The 25,448-nt window shown below is 40.1% G+C and carries 19 protein-coding genes and 1 riboswitch; of the genes, 15 read left to right on the top strand and 4 right to left on the bottom strand.

What is annotated here, in order from left to right; translation table 11 throughout:
• Nucleotides 1-267: 267 nt before the first annotated feature.
• The 4 genes from ABTV71_RS26605 to ABTV71_RS26590 all read left to right on the top strand — a co-directional run bounded on the left by ABTV71_RS26605 (nt 268) and on the right by ABTV71_RS26590 (nt 2,825).
• A complete protein-coding gene (locus ABTV71_RS26605) occupies nt 268-714 on the top strand; it encodes a low molecular weight protein-tyrosine-phosphatase (protein WP_121120781.1) in 447 nt (148 codons plus the stop codon).
• Nucleotides 715-834: 120 nt separating this feature from the next.
• Nucleotides 835-1,182, top strand: coding sequence for a hypothetical protein (locus ABTV71_RS26600; protein WP_121120779.1), 348 nt, complete (start codon nt 835-837; stop codon nt 1,180-1,182).
• A gap of 3 nt (nt 1,183-1,185) precedes the next feature.
• Nucleotides 1,186-1,944, top strand: a complete 759-nt coding sequence (locus ABTV71_RS26595) for a peptidylprolyl isomerase (protein ID WP_433901644.1) — start codon at nt 1,186-1,188, stop codon at nt 1,942-1,944.
• Nucleotides 1,945-2,057: 113 nt separating this feature from the next.
• Nucleotides 2,058-2,825: an exodeoxyribonuclease III gene (locus ABTV71_RS26590; protein ID WP_433901643.1), complete on the top strand. Its 768-nt coding sequence runs from the start codon at nt 2,058-2,060 to the stop codon at nt 2,823-2,825.
• An 86-nt stretch (nt 2,826-2,911) separates the two neighbouring features.
• Here the strand turns inward: ABTV71_RS26590 and ABTV71_RS26585 are convergent, their stop codons facing one another.
• A complete protein-coding gene (locus tag ABTV71_RS26585; RefSeq protein ID WP_433901642.1) occupies nt 2,912-3,973 on the bottom strand; it encodes an Mrp/NBP35 family ATP-binding protein in 1,062 nt (353 codons plus the stop codon).
• Nucleotides 3,974-4,326: 353 nt separating this feature from the next.
• Here ABTV71_RS26585 and ABTV71_RS26580 point away from each other — a divergent pair, with 353 nt between their 5' ends.
• Both ABTV71_RS26580 and ABTV71_RS26575 read left to right on the top strand, forming a co-directional pair.
• Nucleotides 4,327-6,531: a transglycosylase domain-containing protein gene (locus ABTV71_RS26580; RefSeq protein ID WP_433901641.1), complete on the top strand. Its 2,205-nt coding sequence runs from the start codon at nt 4,327-4,329 to the stop codon at nt 6,529-6,531.
• A 150-nt stretch (nt 6,532-6,681) separates the two neighbouring features.
• A complete protein-coding gene (locus tag ABTV71_RS26575; protein ID WP_121120772.1) occupies nt 6,682-7,221 on the top strand; it encodes a phosphoribosyltransferase in 540 nt (179 codons plus the stop codon).
• A gap of 154 nt (nt 7,222-7,375) precedes the next feature.
• On the opposite strand, the gene ABTV71_RS26570 is transcribed toward ABTV71_RS26575, so the two are convergent.
• Nucleotides 7,376-7,942 (bottom strand): DNA-3-methyladenine glycosylase I, encoded by a 567-nt coding sequence (locus tag ABTV71_RS26570; RefSeq protein ID WP_121121259.1) that lies wholly within the window; start codon nt 7,940-7,942, stop codon nt 7,376-7,378.
• Between the two features lie 120 nt (nt 7,943-8,062).
• Here ABTV71_RS26570 and ABTV71_RS26565 point away from each other — a divergent pair, with 120 nt between their 5' ends.
• From ABTV71_RS26565 to ABTV71_RS26555, 3 genes are all read left to right on the top strand, one after another.
• On the top strand, nt 8,063-9,034 hold the full coding sequence (locus ABTV71_RS26565) for a DUF4271 domain-containing protein (protein WP_433901640.1): 972 nt from the start codon (nt 8,063-8,065) through the stop codon (nt 9,032-9,034).
• A gap of 11 nt (nt 9,035-9,045) precedes the next feature.
• Nucleotides 9,046-9,816: a uroporphyrinogen-III synthase gene (locus ABTV71_RS26560; RefSeq protein WP_165309272.1), complete on the top strand. Its 771-nt coding sequence runs from the start codon at nt 9,046-9,048 to the stop codon at nt 9,814-9,816.
• Nucleotides 9,817-10,162: 346 nt separating this feature from the next.
• Complete coding sequence (locus tag ABTV71_RS26555) at nt 10,163-11,032, top strand: cupin-like domain-containing protein (protein WP_121120769.1); 870 nt, start codon at nt 10,163-10,165, stop codon at nt 11,030-11,032.
• A gap of 65 nt (nt 11,033-11,097) precedes the next feature.
• Here ABTV71_RS26555 and ABTV71_RS26550 read toward each other — a convergent pair whose 3' ends face one another.
• Nucleotides 11,098-13,983: a PD-(D/E)XK nuclease family protein gene (locus ABTV71_RS26550; RefSeq protein ID WP_433901639.1), complete on the bottom strand. Its 2,886-nt coding sequence runs from the start codon at nt 13,981-13,983 to the stop codon at nt 11,098-11,100.
• A 9-nt stretch (nt 13,984-13,992) separates the two neighbouring features.
• Entirely contained in the window at nt 13,993-17,343 is a 3,351-nt protein-coding gene (locus ABTV71_RS26545) for a UvrD-helicase domain-containing protein (protein ID WP_433901638.1), read from the bottom strand.
• A 108-nt stretch (nt 17,344-17,451) separates the two neighbouring features.
• On the opposite strand from ABTV71_RS26545, the gene ABTV71_RS26540 reads away from it, so the two are divergent.
• From ABTV71_RS26540 to ABTV71_RS26515, 6 genes are all read left to right on the top strand, one after another.
• Complete coding sequence (locus ABTV71_RS26540; RefSeq protein WP_121120763.1) at nt 17,452-18,375, top strand: hypothetical protein; 924 nt, start codon at nt 17,452-17,454, stop codon at nt 18,373-18,375.
• Nucleotides 18,376-18,452: 77 nt separating this feature from the next.
• Nucleotides 18,453-18,974, top strand: a complete 522-nt coding sequence (locus tag ABTV71_RS26535) for a 30S ribosomal protein S16 (protein WP_077437135.1) — start codon at nt 18,453-18,455, stop codon at nt 18,972-18,974.
• Between the two features lie 229 nt (nt 18,975-19,203).
• Nucleotides 19,204-19,728 carry a ribosome maturation factor RimM gene (rimM, locus tag ABTV71_RS26530; RefSeq protein WP_121120761.1) on the top strand — a complete coding sequence of 175 codons (525 nt, stop codon included), beginning with the start codon at nt 19,204-19,206 and terminating at the stop codon, nt 19,726-19,728.
• A 263-nt stretch (nt 19,729-19,991) separates the two neighbouring features.
• On the top strand, nt 19,992-20,843 hold the full coding sequence (locus ABTV71_RS26525) for a hypothetical protein (RefSeq protein WP_147430279.1): 852 nt from the start codon (nt 19,992-19,994) through the stop codon (nt 20,841-20,843).
• Between the two features lie 101 nt (nt 20,844-20,944).
• Nucleotides 20,945-21,047, top strand: a riboswitch (SAM riboswitch).
• Nucleotides 21,048-21,118: 71 nt separating this feature from the next.
• Nucleotides 21,119-22,075, top strand: a complete 957-nt coding sequence (locus ABTV71_RS26520; RefSeq protein WP_121120757.1) for a methylenetetrahydrofolate reductase — start codon at nt 21,119-21,121, stop codon at nt 22,073-22,075.
• A gap of 305 nt (nt 22,076-22,380) precedes the next feature.
• On the top strand, nt 22,381-25,410 hold the full coding sequence (locus ABTV71_RS26515; protein WP_433901637.1) for a protein O-mannosyl-transferase family: 3,030 nt from the start codon (nt 22,381-22,383) through the stop codon (nt 25,408-25,410).
• Nucleotides 25,411-25,448: the final 38 nt, after the last annotated feature.

Raw genomic sequence — 25,448 nt, 5'->3', positions numbered from 1 at the left:
ATGAAATCTTAAAGGTCTGTTTTTGCGGTATTGAAATCATAGAGACAGCATTGTAAATGTCCGGTCATCAAAAATCATCCTGAGGTTGAAGTTGCAATAAGAAAATATGATTTCTTTAGGATTGTTTCTTTAATAGTTCAAGTTTAGTTATTTTGTGCAATAAAATCTGATAGACTGATTTTATTTGGAATCATAGACAGGGATGAGGTCTATGATTTATTGTGATCGTATTGCTCTTTATAGTCGTAGCTTTAAAAAAATATTTCAATGAAAATTTTAATGGTTTGTTTGGGAAATATCTGTCGTTCGCCACTGGCACATGGGATCTTGAAGCAAAAAGTAAAAGATAAACAATTAAACTGGATCGTAGAATCCGCAGGCACGGGAGATTGGCATATCGGTGAAGCGCCAGACCGAAGGGCAATTTCGATTGCTAAGAAATATGGGGTCGACATATCCAGCCAACGGGCAAGACATTTTCGGCCGGAGTTTTTCGAAGAATATGACCTTATTTTTGTCATGGACCGTCAGAATTTTGCAGATGTATGTGCACAAGCTGCCAATAAAGGTGACCTGGAGAAAGTGCAATTGTTTTTGGCTGATGATATTGTTCCGGATCCATATTTTGATGATAATTTGTTCGATCCGGTTTTTCAGATGATTGACAAACGCTGTATGGAGGTGATCGAGATAATATCCAAGAAGAAGGAATAATATTGGGCTTGTCATTGCGCTTGCGTTATGGGTAATGACGTTAATGGGTGATTTTTGTACCGGAGACATATAACTTGCATACCAAGTTGAAATTGTCTTCGTTTGTTTAAAGGGAAAAAAATGAAAGCAGCAGAAGTGAACAAGAAATGGAGCACGCTACAGCGTGAAATCGCGTCTTTATTTGATATGGAAAAACCTGACATCAAGGTCTGTTTATTCCTTATCGGTGTACAGGAATTAGGAAAAGGCCCGCAGAGCTTCTCGAAACGGCAGAAAGAGGAACTGATGCATATTGCCACGTGCCGTCTGTTCAGTTCGATGGGGTTCTATAACCTAAAAGGATTGGATGAAGAAGGGTGGCCGCATTGGGAATTGGTAAAACCTATTCCAAACTATACGTTATTGGAACAAGAACTTATCATGAAGTCCTTGATTATTGATTATTTTGAAGAATTAAACGTCATCTAAAACATGAGATTTTTAAAAATTTGTTTAGTAGCACTATTTTGCTTTTTGCAGGTTATGGCATTTGCGGCTAAACCTGAGTATAAATATGTTCAGATTATCACGGATAAGGGAACCTGTGTATTGCGATTGTATAATGAAACGCCTAAACATCGGGATAACTTTGTGAAATTGGCAAAAAATAAATATTATGATGGCACATTGTTCCATCGGGTTATTCAGAACTTTATGATCCAGGGGGGGGATCCGGACTCAAGAAATGCAGTCGGTGGTGCTCAGTTAGGAAATGGAGGACCGGGGTATACGATTCCTGCGGAGATCCAGGATGGATTATTCCATAAGAAAGGTGCTATTGGTGCTGCACGGGACAATAATCCCGCAAAAGCATCTTCCGGATCTCAATTTTATCTTGTTCAGGGCAAGGTGTTCACTCCCGAGGATCTTGATCGCCTTGAGCAGACCCGGATGAACGGAAAGAAGTTTTCTGAGAAACAGCGTCAGGCCTATACAACAGTCGGTGGTGCCCCGCATCTGGACTGGAATTATACCGTATTCGGTGAATTAGTGAATGGAATAGAAGTGATCGACAAGATTACGGAAGTAAAAACAGACCAGCATGACCGGCCTGAGGTGGATCAGAAGGTGACCATGCATCTGTTGACCAGACGAGAGGCACTTAACCTGGAACGTGAACTGAAAGGTCTAAAACCACAGACCGGATTCTTTACAAAGATTGGGGACCTATTCTCTTCCAAAGATTATTAAATTGTCTTTGATTGATATACTGGGAAGGAATGCGCTGCGTGCGCTATTTCGTAAGTTCCGTGCTTTCGGATGTAAAGTTTTAAATCTAATATTTCAATACTCATAGCTAAACAATGAAAATAGTAACCTACAATGTGAACGGTTTGCGAGCTGCTTTAAAGAAAGATTGGTTAGGCTGGCTGAAAAATGTGGATGCAGATGTCATATGTCTTCAGGAGATTAAAGCTACTCCGGACCAGATTCCAGAAATTGCGCTACTGGAGGAGATGGGGTATGAGCATTACTGGTATCCGGCTCAAAAAAAAGGATATAGCGGTGTTGCTCTCTTTACCAAAATTTCTCCAATGCATGTTGAATATGGCTGCGGCCATGAAGACTATGATTTTGAGGGGCGTATTATTCGTGCTGATTTTGATAAAATTTCGGTGATGAGTACCTATTTTCCATCTGGAACAACGGGAGATGTAAGACAGGATTTTAAATATCGTTTTTTGGACGATTTTCAGCTGTATAGTGACAAGCTGTTGGTAGAGCGGCCAAATTTGGTCGTATGCGGGGATTATAATATCTGTCATCGTGCTATTGACATCCATAATCCAAAGTCAAATGCAAACTCATCCGGATTTTTGCCCGAGGAACGCGAATGGATGGAAAATTTCATTAATTCAGGATATATCGACTCTTTTCGTCATTTGAATGCGGAGCCGCATCACTATACCTGGTGGAGTTACCGTGCGGGTGCGCGTGCACGAAATCTGGGTTGGCGCATTGATTATAATATGGTCTCAAAACCATTGGAGGTGCAGATTAAAGCTTCGCAGATTTTGGCGAATGCAGTCCATTCGGATCACTGTCCGGTTTTGTTGGAATTGGACGTTTAACTAAGACGACCTATTTACTATAAAGAAAGGCTTTCATTAACTGAAAGCCTTTCTTTATAGTAAATAGCTGCCTCCAGATGTGTTGCTTAGACCTGACTCTGGATGATGGAAAGTTGCTGCGCAACTTTTTCTGCGATCGTCAGAAAGGATTTTGTCACGGGATCTTCCTGATCTGTTGCGACCGGGAAGCCATTGTCGCCTGCATCAGAAATACCTTTAAGCAACGGTATCTCACCAAGGAAGGGAACCTTATATTCTTCGGCCAGACGTTTTCCTCCATCTTTGCCAAAAATATAATATTTATTGTCCGGTAATTCTGCTGGGGTAAAATAGGCCATATTTTCCACAACGCCCAAGAGCGGAATATTGATACTGTCCATTAAGAACATCCCAATTCCTTTGACTGCATCGGCAAGTGCTACATGCTGTGGTGTCGTTACAATGACGGCTCCTGCAATGGGGAATGTTTGCGATACCGTGATATGGATATCACCGGTCCCCGGGGGCATGTCAACAACAAGATAATCCAATTCGCCCCAATTAGCATCGTTAAATAGCTGTTTGATAGCTGAAGTAGTCATCGGACCACGCCATGGAATAGGTTGGTTCGGATCGGTAAAGAAACCGATGGAAAGTAATTTTAGGCCAAACTTTTCGATAGGTTCAATTTTAACCTGACCGTCGGGCATTTCAACAGATCCGGGTTTCGCACCCTCCAGTCCAAACATAATCGGCAGCGAAGGGCCATAGATATCAGCGTCCAATAGACCCGTTTTTGCACCCTTGGCATGAAGTGCCAGGGCCAGGTTTGCTGCGACTGTCGACTTTCCGACGCCGCCCTTACCCGATGAAACCAGAATGATGTTTTTAATCCCTGAAACCTGCGCTCCCTGTTTGCCAATCACATTGGAAGTCATGTTTATCTGTACTTCAAGATTTTTATCGACAAAATGCGCTATGGCATTGCGGCAAGCATGCTCAATATGGTCTTTCAGTGGACAGGCCGGGGTAGTCAATATGACATCGAAAGCTATTTTTTGGTCTTCGATCTTGATATTTTGAATCATATTCAATGTTACAAGGTCCTTTTTTAGATCAGGCTCTTCAACATAGGATAATGCATTTAATATTTGTTCTTTGGTAACCATCTATTATTCATTTGAAATCATGGAATACAAAACTACTCATTGCCGATCAATTTCATGTCATTTGTTTGTTTTTAATGGAATTCAAATCAGGCCGCTGCCCCTAATGAATGACTCTGCCGCCTTAAAGAAAATTGAAGCGAAGTCAAGTCGACTGAACGGTGCGTTTCCATTTTGGCTTTGCTAGCAAGGTTTTCTTTATTTTAGGAATTGGACCGACAATTCGGCACATCGTTTGACTAGCTTTAATAATGAGACCTACCCACGCAGGTTTCGGTGTAATTATAATTGTATATAAAGGCAAATTTATCTAAGTTTGACTATTGATATGCATGGATTTGCATGAAATTGTAATTATGTCCAATCGATTTATAACATCTCTGAAGTCCCGCAAGTGGCGATGGCTTTATATTACTTTGGCTGTTTTCTTGATTTTGGTAATCGCGGTAAGTGTTTATGCTTACCAGAAGAGAGATGGGATGCTCATGGGGGCGATCAATAAAGCAAAAGCGAAACTGCTGGAAAAGTATGACATGGATTTGAAAATCCAGTATTATGCTTTTCAGGGAATTAATGCAGTGCAGTTTAAAAATATACAGTTGCTGCCTAAAAATAGAGCACCTCTGGCGCAAATTAATGACCTGACTGTATCCGTTAAATTGTGGCCTCTTTTATTCGGTGATGTGAAGCTCGGAGAGGTTATTATGGATAATGCCACCGTATCATTGGTCAAGAAAGATTCAATCAGTAACTATGATTTTTTGTTTAAGAAGCAAAAGAAAGATACCATTGAAAATGACAACCCCAAGCAGAATTTGGCCGCATTGGCGGATCGTCTGCTCAAAAATGTATTCTTTAAGATCCCGAATGATCTCGATCTCAGAAATTTTGAGCTTTCCTACAAAGACGACAGTACCTCACAGCGTATTGTTATTCCTTCTGCCGTTATCGATGGTGGTGACATGGAATCCAAATTTTTGTTGAACGATCATGAAGCAGCTTGGAACCTAACAGGGACGATAGATTCGGACAATCAGGAATGTGACCTACGTCTTTTTTCAGATAAGAAGGAAGTTAACCTCCCTTTATTACAGCGTAAATTTGGTCTGGCGGTTAGTTTTGATGAGATATCCTTTCGATTGGACAAAGCTAATCGACGAAATAAGGAACTGTTGGAATTGCACGGACAATGGGGATTTAAAAACCTGAAAGTAAATCACTGGCGTATTTCCAGTAAAGATGTTATTTTTCCTGAAGCGACCATGCAGGGGGCGCTCAACATAGGAGCCTCTTCTATTGAGGTCAGCAAAGAAAGTACAGTACAGGTAAAAGATTTTGTTTTTTCTCCTTATTTAAAATATATACATAGGCCTGAAAAGGAAATTTTTCTAGCTATTCACACGGATAAAATCAAAGCGCAGGATTTTTTTGATGCCCTTCCAGTTGGATTATTTCCGGGGCTTGATGGAATTCAGGTTGAGGGACATATCCAATATGATCTAAATTTTGCTTTGGAATTCAAAAGACCCGATAAGCTCCTTTTTTCTTCCAAAATGGACGACCGCGATCTGCAGGTCGTGAAATGGGGTGAAGCTAATATCGGGATGTTGAATACGCCTTTTACCTATACGGCATATGAGGACGGAAAACCTATGCGTGAGATTGTGGTGGGGCCGCAAAATCCAAATTTTACCCCATTGGATCAAATTTCCCGTTATATGCAGATCAGTCTGATCAACACCGAAGATCCATTTTTCTTTAAACATAAAGGATTTGAGGAGAAGGCTTTCAAACTCTCTATTGTCACAAATATTAAAGAGAAGGGTTTTAAACGTGGCGCAAGCACCATATCCATGCAATTGGTGAAAAATGTGTTTCTAAACCGGAATAAGACCGTCGTTCGAAAACTGGAGGAAATTTTGTTGGTTTGGCTGATGGAACGTTCGCAGCAGGTAAGTAAAAAACGGATGTACGAGGTTTATCTCAACGTGATCGAGTGGGGAAATAATGTCTATGGGATTACTGAAGCTGCGCGCTACTATTTTGGAAAAACACCGGCGCAACTCGGGCTTGGAGAAAGTATATTTTTGTCCAGTATCGTGCCTCGTCCGAAGAAAGGGCTGAACTTTTTTGACTGGACAGGGCATCTCAAAGGAAATATGTTGCGTTATTTTAACACCTATGGTCATATCATGACTAAGACTGGGCAGATAGGTATTGACTCGACCACATCAGCTTATGGTTTCTATGAGGTCGTACTGCAACCACATCTGCGTGCTGCCAGACCTGCCGTTATAGATTCGATAGATACATTGGATATGGGCGATGACCCATTGCTGTTCGATAATCTGGGCGAGGGGAGAGCAGTTGATAATCTGGAAGGCGTTTCCCTTCCAAAAACGATAAAAAAGATGTCTCATCCTGAAAAGCAGGACGAGGAAACGGCCGAGCCGGAAAAACATAAAAGATCTATTTTCGATAAGATCCTGGGCCGAAACAAAGAGGTAAAGGAAAAAACGGAGGCGGAGACTACCAATGCGCCTAAAAAGCCACAGAAGTAGCTGACTGAAAAGGTGCGTGGCCAGTTGTTTTCTCCTTGAGAAAACTTTTGATTTATCGACATCAGGTGTAGATTTTTAAAATCAGCTAGCACAAGGCTAGGAAACTTCGTCCCGGAAATGGAAATGAAACCGATAAAATAATTTAGTGGAATGAAAAAAATAGAAATTGACGGGTTGCTTTTTGAACCACTTTTTGAGGAAGAACAGATTCAGAAAAGGGTTCGTTTAATGGGGATAGACATCAGTCTACGGTATGAGCATAAGCAGCCTGTTTTTATAGGCGTTTTGAACGGTTGTTTTATGTTTATGGCAGATCTGCTCAAACAGATAGAAGTTCCCTGTGAGATGTCTTTTATTAAATTAGCCTCCTATATCGGTACTGGGCAGTCTGAGTTGAATGAGCTTTTAGGACTGGGTATTGATCTGGAAGGGCGAGATGTGATTATCGTGGAAGATATCGTCGACTCCGGACATTCGTTAAAGCATACACTAGATGCTGTGAAGCGGTTAAATCCGGCCAGTGTCATTGCTTGTGCACTTTTGGTAAAGCCAGAAGCATTACAATACCATTTTGAAGAGCTCACTTACGTTGGTTTTGAGATTAGTAAAGAGTTTGTCGTGGGGTATGGGATGGATTTTAACGGTCTTTGCCGCAACTTACCAGATATCTATAAGAATGTTCCCGTTTAGATTTTAGGATTAAGATATTGTGATGAGAGATTTTGAATATCGAGATTTTGATTTGGCAAGGTTAATTTGGCTGTTGAAAATAGATCAAGGAACTATAGAAACATCCTTCCGCAAGGTCGTTTGTCATCTTTTTTCCTTGACCCTATCATGTGGTTTAATATTTAAAAGAACAGCTTTCAATATGGTCATTGACCATGCCCACTGCTTGCATGTAAGCATAGCAAATGGTGGAGCCAAAAAACTTGAAACCTCTTTTTTTCATGTCTTTTGCTATTTTATCAGAAATCGCAGTCGTCGCTGGAACCTGTTGTAGACTAGACCAGTGATTGACTAGGGGTTGCTGTTCGGGTAAAAATGTGTACAGGTAATTGTAAAAGCTACCATATTCAATCTGGATTTTTTCGAACAGTTGCGCATTGGTAATGGTCGACTCAATTTTATTTCGATGTTTAATAATACCGGAGTCTTTTAAGAGCGCCTCGACATGAGCTGCCGTAAAATCGGCGACTTTATTGACATCAAAATTAGCAAAGGCTTCTTGATAAGCTGATCTCCGACGGAGGATCGTAATCCAGCTCAAACCGGCCTGTGCTGATTCGAGCACCAAAAATTCGAAAAGGGTTTTATCATCTTTTACCTGTCGCCCCCATTCTTTATCGTGATAGGCCACATATTGTTCGTCAGATCCGCACCATTGACAGCGTATTATTTCTTTTGGCATGTTGTATAAAGATTTTTTGAATGCAATATAACTTTTTATCCTAACTTTACGATCATAAAAGAGTTTCGAATCTAAGCGGCCCATGATTTCTGAATGGCCGATAAGGGACAATTTATTTCAATGAAAGTTAACGTCTTTAGATATTATATTGTATTTGTAATCCTCTTTGTGTTTTCGGCTGTACAGTTGAGTGCGCAGCGACGGATATCGCGACAGGCTGTTCGAGAAAGTGTGTCTCTGCCTGATAGTACACTTATGTTAAGGGATTCAGTGGCGTCGTCAAACCAGGAGATGCTGGCATCTTTGAATCCGGCACTTCAAAAACAATATCGGATTGTTACGGTGGAGACAGAGGGGCTGGTTATTCACAACATGTATGATTATAATGTAAAACAATATTTTAAAGGAGAGAAAAGTGGTAATGCCCTGGAACGGCAATATGGAACACCTAAGCCACATCGGGACAACTGGATATTATTTACGGCGCTCTTTTTGATATTTGGCGTTGGGTTAATCCGTGTATTTTTTCCTTCTGATATAAAATTGGTATTTCAGGGTTATTTTGATGACAGGGTATTGCTGTCCGTTAGTAAAGAGGATACGATCCTGACTTCATGGCCGTTTATTTTCCTATTTGTATTATTCTCGGGAGCGATAGCTTTGTTTGTCAGTCTTTTTTATGCTTACGAACTGAACCGTTTCGATTTTATTACCTTTCCCAATTATATGAAGACGGTCGGTATGGTGGGCGGTCTGTTTGCTTTTAAAATTGGATTTATCCGATTCCTGTCTTTTGTTTTTGAAATCAGAAAACTTGTCAAAGAATATGTGACCGTATTATATCTGATTTATTTTAATACGCTTTTCCTGATGCTTCCGGTGCTATTGATATTGAGTCTTGCACCTTTATCCTCCGTTGGCATAGTCTTGCATCTGGCAATTATTGGAGCCATCTTGCTGTTCCTATATAGATTTCTCAAAACAGCGGCTCATATTATGTCGATGTATAAATTTTCAATTTCCTATTTAATTTTGTACCTTTGTTGCCTAGAAATAGCACCAATATTAATACTGTTAAGATTATTGAGCTAAAACTGGTTAATATGCAAACTTCAGACGTAGAAAGAGCAAAGAAGGTAAAAAGTGTACTGGTGACTTTACCAAAGCCTGAAAACGATAAGTCCCCTTATTATGATTTAGCAAAGAAATACGGGTTAAAATTAGACTTTCGAGGTTTTATACACGTAGAAGGAGTTCCCGCCAAAGATGTGCGTAGGGATAAAGTTAATTTAGCAGATTATACTGCGGTAATATTTACAAGTAGAAATGCTGTAGATCATTATTTTAGGATATGTGAGGAGATGCGATTTGAAGTGTCTGCAGAAATGAAATATTTCTGTATTTCGGAAACAATCGCCCTCTATCTTCAAAAGTATATTCAGTATAGGAAACGCAAAATATTCTTCGGTAAACAGACAGCTAAAGATTTGGAAGAAGTGCTGAAAAAGCATAAAGCAGAAAATTTTCTGTTCCCTTGTTCAGATGTTGCCAATGAAGAAACAAGCAACTGGTTGCAGCAGAACGGTTATAAATTTACACCTGCAGTTCTGTTTAGAACAGTAGTAAGTGACTTGAGTGATCTTAAAGATGTATTTTACGATGTAATCGTATTCTTTAGTCCTTCCAGTGTTCAGTCGTTATATGATAACTTCCCGGACTTTAAGCAAAACAATACTCGAATAGCTGCGTTTGGAGCTTCAACACAGCAGGCCCTTTTGGAGCATGGATTGATATTGGATATTCCTGCGCCTACACCAAAGGCACCTAGTATGACAATGGCCGTAGAAGAATATATCAAAAAAGTGAATAAATAATACCTATCTTAGGTCAATAATATAAAGGGGTTTTTCAAAACCCTTTTTTTGTTGAATAGGGAATCTGCAAGGTAGATGATACTTGAATTAAAATATTCGTTTCGTTTTCACACCGTTGATAAGGAAAGGTGACGAAAGTATGATCGTTGTATATTGGTTTGTGGATAAGGATTGTTGTAAGGGAGAAATGTATTAAAAGTGACAGATGTCATTGAGATTTTAAATATATTTCCATTAAATTGTATTTGGGTTATTTGTTCCGATTAAAAATAAAGTGTATGCGTTATTTTTAAAATTTGGTAGAAATATTTTTTTTATGTTTGTAATTAAGCAAAATTAGTCAGTCGTGAATTTAAAGCAAGTTGATAAAATTTCGGGCATTCGATCAGAGGACTTTTTAAAAAAATATCTGAAACCTGGGTTTCCGGTGGTTATAAAAGATTTTATTAGTGCTGATAGTCCTGCATGGAAGAAATGGAGTTATGATTACTTTAAGGAAATAGCCGGTGATATTAAGATTGATGTCTATGGAAAAGAAGAAGATTCGATGGATCGTGCTGCCAGTGCTCCTGTGGGGCAAATGACATTTGCGGAATATTTGGATCTTATTACTAAAGAACCTACCGAGTTACGATTGTTTCTGTTCAATCTGCTCAAGATACGTCCCGAGCTAAAACAGGATGTTATCTATAATGATGTAACAGGTGGAAAAGTATTGCAGTGGCTGCCCTTTATGTTTTTCGGAGGCGAAGGTTCAAGTACACGGAATCATTTTGATATCGATATGTCCCATGTGTTTATATCACAGTTTCAGGGACTTAAACGTATTTGGCTTTTTCCAAATGATCAATCTGATCTGATGTATAAGCTACCATATAACTTCCATAGTATTGCTAATCCAAAGTATAGCAATGTGGAGGAATTTCCGGGGATAGAATATCTGGAGGGGTATGAGGCGGTGATCCACCCGGGAGAAACACTCTATATGCCTGCAGGCTGGTGGCACTACATACAATATGAGACCGAAGGTTATTCTATTTCAGTAAGGGCTTTGGCAAATTCGATCAGTGAGAAATTAAAAGGAGCACGTAACCTTTTTATCACCAGACATTTTGATAATACCATGCGTAAGATCTTTAAAGATCATTGGTTTCATTATAAAATAAATACCGCCAAACGGCGAGCCAATAAGGCGATAAAAAAAAATAAACGCTAAGAAAAGGGGACATTCTTGAATGTCCCCTTTTCTTAGCGCTTGAGCTAACAGGCTGAAGGCCTTTCCTATACTGATTCTTCATTTTCCGCCCATTTGCTCGCTTCTCTATAGAACAGCGTATAAGGATCGCTGGGGTAGATGGTCGCATCCGGATTATGTCTAAATGGAATTTCAGGATTAAAAATTTCACAGAGTATCTTGCTCAAGAATCCGACGAAGTTCTCTTTCTGAAAGGCGAGAAAGTCGGCGGTTAATACACCCTCTTTGCCATTAAACAGAGTTCCTTCCTCACGCATTTTTCGAGCAACATATAGATGTGGCTCCAGTTGCTTCCGGCCTGTCTTTTGCTCAAATACATAGGCATAGAAAAGTGTTTGTATCAGCGCTTTATTTTCCGTATTGGGGGCAAAGACCTGGTCCATCTCTTTAAAACTAACGGAATCACCTCCTGTTTTGTAATCGACAATCCTGCTGATGATCCGATCATCATGGGTGACAACTTCGTCGACCCGGTCAATGATACCATATAAAGTAACCTGTTCTTCTTTACCATTTACAGAAATAGGGTATGGAAGTATGTAGTCGGTGTCGTTTTCAAGTTCTATAATACGGAAGGCCTTATAATTGGCGATGTCATATTCGAGATACATTTTGATATATTCACAGGCGATCTTTAACATGATGCGCTGTAGGCTATTTAAATCGTTTGTGGAAGTTAATTCAACCTGATATTGAAAGCCTATTTCCCGAATAACAAAAGATTCGATCTGATTGAATTGCTGCTGCAGAATATGCGTTGGTGTAAAGTCTTTCTGATCTTTGAACGGCAGGAATATTTTCTCCATGACATTGTGGATAACAGTTCCCAATTTGTTCATCTCAAATTCCTGTGAAATGGAAGGAGGTTCTTTGATATTTGCAATATGCTTGAGGAAAAACTGCAACGGAGACTGCAAATAAGTTGTTAATGCGGTCGCTGATATTCGTTTCTGATCGACAATGAAGTCCTGATACATCTTTTTCCATACTTCGCCCTTCTTTTCGATGATAATCTCTGCCGTTTTATCGGCGAACTGGATTGTCTGTTGTTGAACTTTTCGTTCAAAATTAAACTGGCTTTCAAATTCCAGCTGTTTGATAAATCGGCTTTCCTCTCCTGTTGAGCTTTCGTCAACCAAGCCGTTATAAAAAATATGGATTCCCTCGCTATATTGAAAGTGTCTGTAAAATAAATAGGCTGAGAGTGCATCTTGATTTTCCAATATCGGAAGTCCATAAGCTCTTCGCAGGCTATTGGGAATAAACGTCGGGGAATTGGATATTTTGGGCAGGATACCTTCGTTGGCCCCCAGGATGTAAACATTGTCAAAATTTAGACATCGGCTTTCCAAAAGCCCCATAATCTGGATGCCTTCTAGCGGGTTTCCCTCTATCGCGGAGTTTATCGGTGATATGGCTTTCTTAATCAAGCCGATCTGGAAGCCGATGCTCAAGGGGGCAACGGTGTCAAATCCCAATAACAGCTGGTTGAGTGTCTTTTTGGTTTCTATCAGCAGGTTATTGTCAATCTGACGGATGCGTTCATATGATGATATGCTGTGCAGCAAGTCTTCAACGATGTTGATGAGTGAAGGGATCAACTGGGACGCATGTCCAATGGGAACGAAAAATTGGGGTAAGGAACTTTTGAAATGTAGCTCTTCCAAGGCGATTTCAAATAATTGCCTATCGGCGATTTCTTTCTGAATTAGCAATTTGTCTTCCAAAGAGACTTGTGTCAGGGGATGATTGATGAAAGTCTCAATGGTCTGATAGGAAAGCTTGCGTTTTTTTAACTGTGATATTTCTAGATGCACTTCCATCCATAAGTCCAATAGCCCATAGATCGGCGATTGGGTTAGGGGATATCCGGTCGTAATATTGGGATTAACATCGGGTAGACTTTGGAGCAAAGGAACTAACAGGTTCTCATCGGCCAATAAGATGGCTGAAGTTTGATCTGTGTTATTTTGCTTTTCGAGGATATCATAAAGCAATTTTGTCTGACTTATTTTTCCTGTACTCGCATATAGGTTTACTGTTGAGGTTCTATTCCCGATAATATTCGGACTGTCGCCTAATGCATTGACAAGTCCGGTCTGAAAGATATTTCGACGAATAAATAGGCCCGCTTCTTGCATGTTGTCCTCCAGATAGTAGGCATCTGCATCGAAGTAGAACAGCGCTTTCCCTTCTTCCTGCCATTTGCGGAATAATTTAGACTCGGCTTTATTTAATGCATTGAAACCAACGAATAGGATCCGCTGAAAAGATGATGTAAAGTCCTGATTTGACGCCCTGCCCTCAACCAGGTCTCGATAGATTGTAGGATAATTGGTTTGGCCTTCTGCTTTAAGCTTTTCTTTGAATCTCGTGTATAATAGGGGAAGTCTTTTCCATAATTGTAAAAAGCGTTCTTGTACACCGCTATGCCCCGCTATGGAAAATGATTGCCAAAACTGACGGATGAACCCCTGTTGCTCTGGCGTAAGATGTTGAAAAGCAATGTCAATTTTAGTGTTGTCATAAAGTTCCAGGTAAACCTGGTCGATCGGAACCAGATCATAATCCAGTTGTCCAAAGTCACTCAATATAATCTCCGCAATGGGATAGAATTCTTCTAAAGTCTCCGGCTGTTTTCCTTCCGCGGCCAAAAGGTCGTTATGGATTTTAAAGAGCTGAAAGAATTGTGCTAAGGCATTCGCGTCGGTATCGTTGGTTGATAATTTAAAGAATTCTTGTATGGTGAAAAATTGAGGGGACCAGATTGCCTGTCCGTAGACATCGGCAAGATGTTTTTTGAGGTACGTAATCGGGCGTTTATTGTTAAACACGATGGCAATCTCACTCAAATCGTTTCCAAAACGTTTTTGAATATCCGCCGCTACTAATTTTAAAAAGGCTGTCTGCATCGCGATTGTTTATTTTACTTCAATTAATTGATTTGATTTGGCATAATATAGATAGGCTTTAACATTGGTGTAGCCTAGGTTCACCAAGTTTTTTTTATAGTTATCTACCTGATATTTATGTCCGATGTAGTCTGTTTGCGTAAACTTAAAATCCAGTACAATTGTTTCTTCTTCGGAGGTGAAGACTTTGTCGGGGCGGATGGTTTCGCCTTTAGCGGTAATGATACTGGCTTCATTCCAGATTTTATATTTCCCGGTGAGCCACTGATTGATGGTTGGGTGGTGCCAGATCTGGTTGATTTCCTGCATCAGAAAGGGTTCCTCCTCTTTTGAGAGTATACCTTCTTGAATTAGCTGCCGTACTAATCTGGAGATATCTTTTTCTTGAGAAATCTGGGACATGATCTCGTGGGCCAATATCCCATACTGCGCTGCTTTCTCCAGCATCATGATGTCGTTGACCGTACGTGTACTGGATTTTTCTAAGGCCATTTCCAGTTCTTTGGAAATAGGGTAGTGGCTGAGTGAAATGATGTTGTTCCCTCGGATTTGATGATCTTTTTGTTTGATGGTCTGGTCGATCTTAACAGAGGTGCCTTCCAATGTAAATGGAGCGGAAGTTGAATCTAATACTTGATAAAGTATATCACTTATATACTCATCCTTGATATCATAGCCCGTAATTTCCCCCGTCTTCTTATCAACGGACTCTTTAAATAAAGGAGCTGTAATATAGAGATGTTCAATAGCACGGGTTGTCGCTACATAGAAGGTATTGAGCGCGTCCATATAATTGAATAGCATTTCTTCAAAATACTGTTTGAAAAACACAGATTTTCCAACTGTTGCTGTATACTTTATAGGAATTTTTCCCAATTGGGCAAATGGCGTTTCATGGGTATCTATCCAAAAATCCCCATTGATCATGCCATCCAGATCCCAGGAACAGAACGGGAGCATGACAACATCATAGGCGAGCCCTTTTGATTTATGGATTGTCGTTACCTCAATCGCATTGATTTCTCCATTGGATGGCAGTACTGCACGATGACCATCTTCTTCCCAAAATTCCAGGAATTGAATGATTCCGCGTTCACCGTTGGAAGAGAAGCCCGATATCATATCTTTGAATGCCAGCAGGTAGGGCAGATGGATGTTTTGCTCGGTTGTGAAGCCATAGATTTCGATCAGTTTTTCTATGAGGTGAACCAATGGCTGTTTCTGCCAGGTTTCCCAGGAGTCGATCAGGGGATGGGGAAGAAAATCTTTCAGCGCACGGATGTCATTTGAAGCAAATGCTAGCCAAGCATTTTGACTGACTGTATTTTTCTGTAGGGTCTGATAGAGATAGACCATTTTTGCTTTGTGTATACTGTGTTTGTCCGAATTGTAAACGAGTGCTTTTAATGTTTCTATCAGCAAAAGAACAGCATCGTTGCCGGCCAGAACAAGCGCGTCGCCGGAGATGACCTCGAAGGTAAGATTTTGCTCTTTTTTGAAATCCATCAATTTTTGGATGACCAATTTGGCCTGCGCATTACTGCGGACAAGGATACCAATCTGTTTGGCATGATATCTCCCAGTAATAAACCATTCTTCTATTTTTTCACATAAAAACAGAAGCGATTCCTCAACGACCTGATTTCTTCTAAAACGACCATCTGACACAGGGATATATGTTATTTCAATGGAGCCCAACTTGTCGAGGCTCCCCTTTTTGTGTGGAGGAATTTCCTGCTGACTGTTTTCGTAGGCTTTGATAAGCATGTTATCATTGCCTGAAGCGGCCCACCAACGTTTCCCATCTTCGTCTAAGTTTTCATCGACCTTTTTATTAAGAACCTCTTGCAAATGTTGAGGAATACTGCTAAAAAGATAATTGTTTAGCAGGATGATATTTGGAAGACTCCGAAAATTGGTGTCAAGGCTTCCGTTTTCAATAAAAGTGGTTTTGGCAGTTTCATCGAGGTGGAATGCATGACCAATTTGTTGTTCGACCTGATGGAGCAATATACGCCAATCTCCGTTTCGCCAACGGTATATACTTTGTTTGACATCGCCAACAATCAGATGTTCACTCAGGGTACCATTTGCATCTGCAAGTGCATTGATCAGTAGAGGGCTATAGTTTTTCCATTGGATACGTGAGGTGTCCTGAAATTCGTCAAATAAAAAATAATTGAAGCGATTGCCTATTTTTTCCCAGATAAATGTCGGATCGCTGTTCTCATCGATACCGAGTTTATTTAACAGGATCTGCGAATCTGAGATTAACTGTGCGCCGTTCTCCTTGCGCCACTGGGTGAGCAGGTCGCTCATTTCTTTGAGCAGGCGCAAGTAATAGAGATTGTTCTGCACTGCTTGGTAGGCAATATAAGCCGGTAGATTCTCCTGTAGCGTCTGAAAAGATTTTAGGACGGGAGCAAGTGCTGACAGAAGATCATGGCGTATATTTTTGTCAGTAGCTGTAAATGCGTCTTCATTGTCTATTAGCTGTACGTATTTGTCCAATATCTTGGCAATTTCGGAAGAACTTAGCTTGTCGGTCTTTTTACTGGTCTTGCTCGCCGAGATAATCTTGTTGCGTGATTTTCCCTTGAGTTCATTTTCACTGATGTTGAAGCTCTTAAACGTTTCACTGAAAGCTTCAATGGTCAGCGAAAGTGCTTCTGTGAAAGAATTTATTTTTTGTTCGATTTCCTGGTTCAGGAGATTGAAAACTTCTCTCGGATTGGCGGAATTAATATAGCTGTCAAACTCCTGGAAATTTTCAGAGAAAATAAGGTTGGCCAGTCCCATCAATTGTTGTCGATAGTTCCAGTTCTCATTTTTGGCTATTTTTTTCTCCGCATAGGAGATAATCCAATCGAGTAGGTCAGGTCGTTCATCCAGTAGCTGATTGAGCATAACTGTCAACTCATTTTTGACTTTATTGACATTCATCTCGATCTTATAGGCCGCATCGAGATTAAGCTCATAAGTGAATGCACGGATGACTTTTTGGGAAAAACCATCTATTGTACTTATTGTGAAATGGCTATAGTCATGTAAGATCTGGCGGTAGACGCGATGAGATTTCTCCTGGATTAGATAGGGGGTCCAATCGGGGTGCTGCTGCAGTAACAATTTTCTAAAATCTTCGATTTTAGGACCGGAGTCTCCGATAGCCAGGCCATGGAGTACAGTGAGTATGCGTTCTTTCATTTCCGCGGTGGCCTTGTTGGTAAATGTCACAGCCAATATCTCTTTGTAGCTATTTTCATTGGATAATAGTAAAGTGAGATAATGCAGTGTCAGGCTGAAGGTTTTTCCGGAACCGGCCGAAGCTTTAAGTATTTTTAATGGCGCAACAGATTTCATGGAATGAAGGTAAAAAGTAAAATGTGAATTGGCAAAAATGCCGAAGATTATTTTAACTGAGAAAATATACTTAATTTGCTTCTCATTTATTGACCAAATTATTGTTTTATGAAATATATAGTGGGCCTCCTTCTGTTATCATGCGCCTTTAATTATTCCTGTAAAAAAGATGGATCTGAGAAGGATAATACTCGACTCGTCTTATTTAGAAGTGCGACGCAGTTTAACTCAAATACAAGTCAAAGTAGCTATGAGTTTCAATATGATGTCCAAGGGCGGGTAACAAAAGTGAATGAGCAACAGTTCCATTATGGCACAAATGGGCGTGTAGATTATTCGCGTATTGCGCTACAGGATAAAACGGGCGGAATTGAACGGGAGAAAATCGTGCGTTTAAGTTATCATTGGGATGAACAGAATCGTCTGAAAAGTGTATTTGTTGACAGTTTGTATAATAAGAACTCGCCGATTAAAGATGGAATAAGCACCGGCGGCGCTGAATCGCTTATTAAAGATAAATTATTGACAAGCTATTCTTATACTTCGAACATGCCTGTACCTTCCAAAGTTGTCTATCGGAAACTGGAGAAATTCTATGAGCAAATAGGAGATGAGCAGGAGTTGACTTTTGCCTATAATGGCGATAATATCCAAAAACTGAAAAGCTTTCTATATTTCTCGCCGCTTTTGAATATTCCTGGAGACTCTAAACTTGAATTTACTTTATTCTCCTTTTTTCAATATTCCACTACAATAAATCCTCTTTATCCTATTTACAAACAAATGGGTTTTAATCCGATTGATATTAATCAGGTTGTATCCAAAAATTTAGAAAATTCTTTTTTCTCTACCTTGGTTCAGGGAAAGGCCAATCAGGAAATTCAGCCAGATTGGACAAAGAAAACAGCTGTAAAGATTACCTTAGGTGGTGACGGCAAAGCTAGTGCAATGAGTTATGTTGTTAAAGGGGATTTTGAAGATGCTAAGGATGTCATTTTCAGCGAAGTTTTATTAAATTATGTCTATGAATAGAAAAAAATAACTATCTTTGCATCCCCTCTAGTATGAAGCTCGGGGGATATGTTGAATACATAAAATAAAATTAAGAAATGGCAACTAAAATCAGATTGCAAAGACATGGTAAAAAAGGACGTCCTTTTTACCACGTAGTCGTAGCGGATTCTCGCGCTCCACGTGATGGTAAATTCATCGAACGTATTGGTTCTTACAACCCAAACACAAATCCTGCAACTATCGTTTTGGATTTCGAAAAAGCGTTGGATTGGATGAATAAAGGTGCTCAACCTACTGACACAGCTCGTGCTATCCTTTCTTACAAAGGTGTTCTTTACAAAAAACACTTACAAGGTGGTGTGAAAAAAGGTGCTTTTGACGAAACTGCTGCTGAAGCTAAATTCACTGCTTGGACTGAAGCTCAAGAAGCTAGAATCTCTGGTAAAAAAGATGGTTTAGCTCAATCTAAAGCTGATGCTAAAAAAGCTGCTTTAGCTGCTGAGGCGAAGAAAAAAGAAGAAAAAGCTGCTGCTGTAGCTGCTAAAAATGCTCCTGTAGCAGAAGAACCTGCTGCTGAAGAGACTGAAGCTCCTGCATCAGAAGAAACTGAAGGTTAATTCTTTCATAAAGTATTCGAGAAAGCCGACTCAATCTTGAGCCGGCTTTTTTTAATAAACTTGTTTATGGGCTAAAATGTGATGCTGATTGCGCTATGCTTAACTAGGAAGTAGGCCATACCATCATACCTTCATGCAAAAAAGTGAAAATTAAATAGATGCTCGATATATAGCCAAGCTGATAAAAAAAGCATCTCAATACTAATATCTCAATACGCAATACTACCAAATGACTGTCGATCAAAGTTTTTATATAGGCTATATCAGCAAAACGAGGGGCCTTAAAGGGGAAATGCAATTGTTTTTCGAATTTGAAGACTACGAAAGCCTGGATATGGACGTCGTTTTTCTGGAGGTCAACAAAAAGCTTGTGCCCTATTTTATCGATGCTATAAAACTGCAGAAAAATAGTACGGCTTACGTGACATTTGAAGATGTCGATCACATCGACAAGGCACAGGCGCTTGTCCGCAAAAAGGTTTATCTGCCCAATGATAAAATGCCAGAGCGGGATCCAGATGATTTTAGATATACGGATTTAATTGGTTTTTTGGTGATCGACGAAACTCATGGTGAACTGGGAGAAATTACGGATGTACAGGAATTTCCACAGCAATTCGTCGCTACAGTTGATATGAATGGTAAAGAAATGATGTTTCCACTATCCGATGACTTAATTTTAGGAATAGATGGTGAAGAAGAAATTATTGAAGTTGCATTGCCTGAAGGGCTAGTCGATCTCTATAAAGAATAAGAGAGACGGTCTTAGCTACTAAATCCGTTGTCCAGATCGGGATTTAGCGTATTTCTTGATTCGCGTAAATATTAACAAAACAGGTTCAAATTCCTAAGCGAAGTTTTGAACCTATTTTTGTTTCATCAGGTTGGGTCACAACAGTATTTGATTTTATTGGCAGAACTCACTTGTTAAAATGATCTGGTATATCCTACTTTGAGGGATTTTGAGTATATTGGTACTAAATAATCAATATATTGACCATTACTAAATGAGCCGGTTTGAGACCATTATTGATCCTTATTTTAACGATATTTTTGTCCTCCTGCGGTTTTTGGGGAAAGGATAAGCAGTTTCCTGACGGAAATTACCAGGTTATCTGCGGTTATACCAATGAGGTTTATTTAAAGGCCAAAGCCGATAATCCGCTAAATGTTGAGCCTGATGTCCGTTGTGATCACCCGCTTTATTATCGTTCCTTTCTTTCCCTTCGGGATAAAGAACATTTTGTCTTCGCCATAGACGATATCCTGTTGTATGGTAAATATACATTTAACGGAAGTAAGCTTGAGCTTATAGATGCTACAAAGGGAAAACTCTCCTTGGATATTATCCAGGTGAAAAAGGATTTTGTGCAGTTGAAAGGTGATTTCTCCGCGTTTAATTCCGCCCATTTGCCAAATACCGAGCGACTGTACATCAATTTCGAATTGGACAAGACACCCATTCGCGAGCAGCCCAGTAAATTTGATAGTGGAATCAATCTTTGGCGTAATATTCCAACAAGAGCTGAGAATGACCGGGAGATAAAGGAGCGTGCATTGAATTTTTTAGATTATTCGATTGCTTATTTTCAGCACATTTCTAATTCTGGCGTTCATCATGATTACAAGATAGACGGAGTTGAGTCGCCGATTACCTATGCCCAAAATGGAATTGTATTAAAGGCATGGGAAGATGTTCCTGTCTCCTGGAAGGAGCTGTTTTACAATGAGGAAAATGCATTGGTCGCCTATCAATATTTGCTAGCTGGGTTTAAGTACGGACAAAAGGAGAAGTATAGTGTGACGGGGTTGCTGTTGATTACATTTTATTTGAAGAATTTACGTAACTCACTATCAACTTTGGGATAAATTACATCGATAAAGCCGGAAGCAAGACAGCTTTATCGATGTAATTTATAGATTTTCGAAAAATATTTTTGTTGTTTGGTTTTTTAAAACGATATTAGCAACGCTTATAGAGAAAGGCCGAGGGACTAGACCCAATGAAGCCTTAGCAACCTGTATTGTTCAAGGTGCTAAATTCTACCCTGCTCCATGTGGGAAAGATAAGTTACATGCAGATAGACATATCCTCGACTTGTGCGTTTCGATGTAAGCCAACCCAAACTTAAAACAGTTTTTTAATGAAGATTACCGATCATATCCAGAATGCTAAAGGAAAAACATTGTTTTCTTTTGAGCTATTGCCTCCTGCAAAGGGACAGGGCATCCAAAGTATTTTTAAAACAATGGATGAGCTGATGGAATTTAAACCACCTTTTATAGATGTAACTTATCATCGTGAAGATTACATCTATAAGGAACATGCTAGCGGGTTATTGGAGCGAGTATCCTATCGCAAAAGACCGGGAACAGTGGCGATATGTGCTGCTATCATGAATAAGTATAAGGTGGACGCTGTCCCGCATCTGATATGTGGTGGCTTTACCAAAGAGGAAACAGAAAATGCTTTGATTGACCTGAATTTCTTGGGTATTGACAATGTGCTGGTGCTGCGAGGCGATGCGCGCAAAGGAGATGCTGATTTTATTCCAACTGAAGGTGGTCATGCTTTTGCTACGGACCTATTGGAACAGGTCACAGATATGAATAAAGGGAAGTATCTCCACGAAGATATTATTACATCTGAAAAAACTGATTTTTGTATCGGAGTTGCCGGATATCCGGAGAAACATTTTGAATCACCTAATTTCAATACGGACTTTAAATATCTGAAGCAAAAAGTCGATATGGGGGCTGAATTTATCGTGACGCAGATGTTCTTTAATGTAGAAAAATACAAGGAATTTGTGACCAAATGCCGCGACAACGGAATTCATGTGCCTATTATTCCGGGGCTCAAACCTTTGACGACAAAAAAACAGCTGGTCACATTGCCACGAATTTTCCATTTGGATATTCCAGAGGAATTGAGTGATGCAGTTGCATCATGTAAAACCAATGCCGATGTGAGACAAGTCGGTGAAGAATGGCTTGTACAACAATGTCAGGAACTGATCAAATTTGGCGCGCCAGTGCTGCATTTTTATACTATGAGTAATCCCGGCCCAACCAAAAAGATCGTTGAAAAATTGGTCTAAAAATATAAATAGAGCGAGGGAAGAGTCCCTCGCTTTTTTATTAAAACTATAGTAGAAATACGTCTACGTCTCTATGAAACGATTTCCTGTTCATTCAATTGTTGCCTGTTGTACATGGCCGACGGAGGATGACATTACTTTCCCTTTAAAAGACTGTATTTCTCTTTTCAGTATAGAAGCAGCTTCCTCAGAAAAATATTTTTATTAAATCATGATGTTAAATAGTGTTAATTAACATTTTCAAATCGAGATAACTGTTTAATTTAAAGTACTAAAAGGAATAAAGATTTAGACCAATTGACCCTATGACGTACAATAAATTAAATACTGTATTCGGTTTGACCTGTGGCCTTATTGCCACGCTTGTCTACATTGCTACTGTTGAAAGGACCGTAAGCTGGTGGGACTGTGGTGAATTTATTGCCTGTGCCTACAAACTTGAGGTGGCTCATCAGCCTGGTGCACCCTTATTTTTGCTTATCCAGAATGTTTTTTCCAATCTCGCATTCGGTAATATCGGGAAGATAGCCTACTGGATGAATATTGGTTCGGCAATCTGTAGTGGTTTGACCGTGACATTTCTGTTTTGGACAATCACTGCTATAGCCAAGAAAATTTTGAAGAAGCCACAACAGCCTACTTTTCCCTACTACCTACAGCTTTTCGCTGCAGGGACAGTCGGGGCAATGGCTTTCAGCTTCAGTGATACATTTTGGTATTCCGCTGTGGAATCTGAGGTATACGCGATGTCCTCGCTTTGTACGGCAGTGGTTTTTTGGGCAATTTTCAAATGGGAAGCGCGGGCGGATCAGCATGGAAGCGACCGCTGGTTGATTTTTATTGCTTTTGTTATGGGACTTTCGATCGGAGTGCACCTATTGAATCTGTTGGCTATTCCGGCCATAGCCATGGTGGTCTATTTTAAAAGGACTTCGCAAATTAATCTGAAAGGTGTTTTAACGGCATTCTTATTGGGCTTGTTGGTTTTGGCAGCAATTCTTTGGGGTGTCATTCAGTGGTTGGTAGCTTTTGCTTCAAAAATAGACCTGTTGTTTGTGAATTCGCTCGGACTGGGGTTTGGGGCCGGAATTCTTTTCTTATGCATACTTATCGGCGGTACTATTATATATGGCCTTTTTTATTCACATAGAAACCGGAAGTATACGTTAAATACGGCTTTATTGGCCTTTTGTTTTATTCTGTTTGGCTATAGTTCCTATACCATGGTATTGATCCGCGGTAAAGCGAATCCATCCCTCAATAATAATGCACCAGATAATGTCTTTTCGTTTTTGGGTTACTTGGGAAGGGAACAATACACACGGGAACCTTTGATGAAAGGACCTTATTACGATTCGAAACCTGTGGACGTAGAAAGTAAAACCAGTTATCGGAAAGATGAGTCCAATTATACGGCATTTACACAGGTGGATAAGTATGATTTTGATCGAGAAACATTTTTTCCCCGTATTTATAGTCAGGATGCAAATCATCAAGCTTACTATAGAAGTTATCTCAAGTTAAAAGACGGTGAAAAGCCGCAGTTCTCTGATAACTTTAAGTTTTTCTTTCATTTTCAATTGGGAGAAATGTATGCACGTTATTTCTTATGGAATTTTGCAGGAAGACAGAATGATAAACAAGGTTATGGAACATATACCGATGGGAATTGGCTTTCAGGATTGAAACCATTGGACAATTGGCGCCTTGGCGGACAATATGACCTTCCTGAATCGCAACAAAATGATCCTAGCCGAAATACGTATTTTTTCCTGCCTTTATTATTGGGTTTAGCAGGAGCGATTTGGTTATACCGACACAATAAGCCCTACACCTTGGTGGTGACTATGTTATTCGTTTTCACGGGGATAGCGATTGTCGTGTATCTCAATCAAACTCCCTTGCAACCCCGTGAACGTGATTATGCTTACGCTGGATCCTTTTATGCTTTTGCTATTTGGATCGGACTTGGCGCAATAGCATTGGTGCGCCTTTTTAAACGTGTCCTTCATACCCGGTATGCTTTGGCTACAGGGGTATCTTTTGCACTTTTGGGAGGACCGATGATTCTGGTACATCAAAACTGGGATGATCATAATCGTTCCGAAAAATCCCTGGCGCGGGATATTGCGCGCAATTACCTTGAAACCTGCGCGCCAAATGCGATTTTGTTTACCTATGGCGATCACGATACCTTTCCGTTATGGTATTTGCAGGAGGTGGAAGGTGTTCGTCCCGACGTAAGAATAGTTGTACTGAGTTACTTAACGGGTGATTGGTATATGCAGCAGGTTAAGAAACCAACTTATCAGGCTGCGGGACTTCCAATAAAGATACCTGCAGAAAAAACAAAAAAGGGTATTCGGGATTATATCCCTTTCGTGGATCGACAGTTGAATGCTGCAGTTGATGTTCAACAATTATTGCAATTTGTTACTTCCGATAATCCAGATTATAAAGTTCAGCTGAATTCGGGAAATCTGGAGAATTACTTTCCGTCCAAGAAGGTCAGACTCACTATTGATAAAGCCGAGGTGTTGAGAAAGAACGCCGTACCGGCCTATTTACAGCATGCAGTTGTTTCAACGATGGAATGGGAAATCCCCGGTGATCACTTAAGTCGATCAGATTTGACTTTGCTTTCCCTTCTTGAAAATAATCATTGGGATCGGCCGATCTATTTTTCAAATATGCTGCCCGGTGATATTAAACTGGGGCTGGATAAATATCTTGTCAACGAAGGATTTGCTTCAAGGCTGATGCCGGTCGCTGCCACCGATGACCAGCAGGCGACTGTTGGTGAAATACCTGCTTTGGTCAACGTAGAAGCATTATATGATAATATCATGCATAAATATCATTGGGGAAATGTCAAAAATGCAAGCTATTTGGATACAGACTCCTTTCGCTTTACCAGTATGTATGCCCGGGATATTTTTGGAAAGACGGCCCGTTTGTTGTTGGAAAAAGGGCAGGTAAAGCAGGCTGGGAAAGTAGCTAAGAAAGCATATGACCAATTGCCGGATCGTGTATATGCAATGTCGGATGCGATTAACTATGCGGATATCATTGACAGCTTATACCGTTCTGGACAAGGACACCTGGCCGGAAATATCGTAGACAGAAATTTGAACTATGTTTCACAAAATATGGACTATTTACACCAATTGGTATTAGATAAAAAAAATCTGGGTTTTGAATGGAGCGATATGCAGACGGCATTGGACTCAGTCGATCGTTATCGAGATATCTTATTGGCAGCCAAAGATAGCAAACGACTGGCGCGTGTTGAGGGGCTTAGAAAGCAGTATCAGCAATGGTATGGCATAGAATAGAAATTCAGAGGCACCTTTGGTCGTCAGAAGGTGCCTCA

The organism is Sphingobacterium puteale (assembly GCF_050986225.1).
Classification (GTDB): Bacteria; Bacteroidota; Bacteroidia; order Sphingobacteriales; family Sphingobacteriaceae; genus Sphingobacterium; species Sphingobacterium puteale.
Note: the sequence above shows the minus strand (reverse complement) of the source record. Positions and strands in the feature narration are given on the sequence as shown.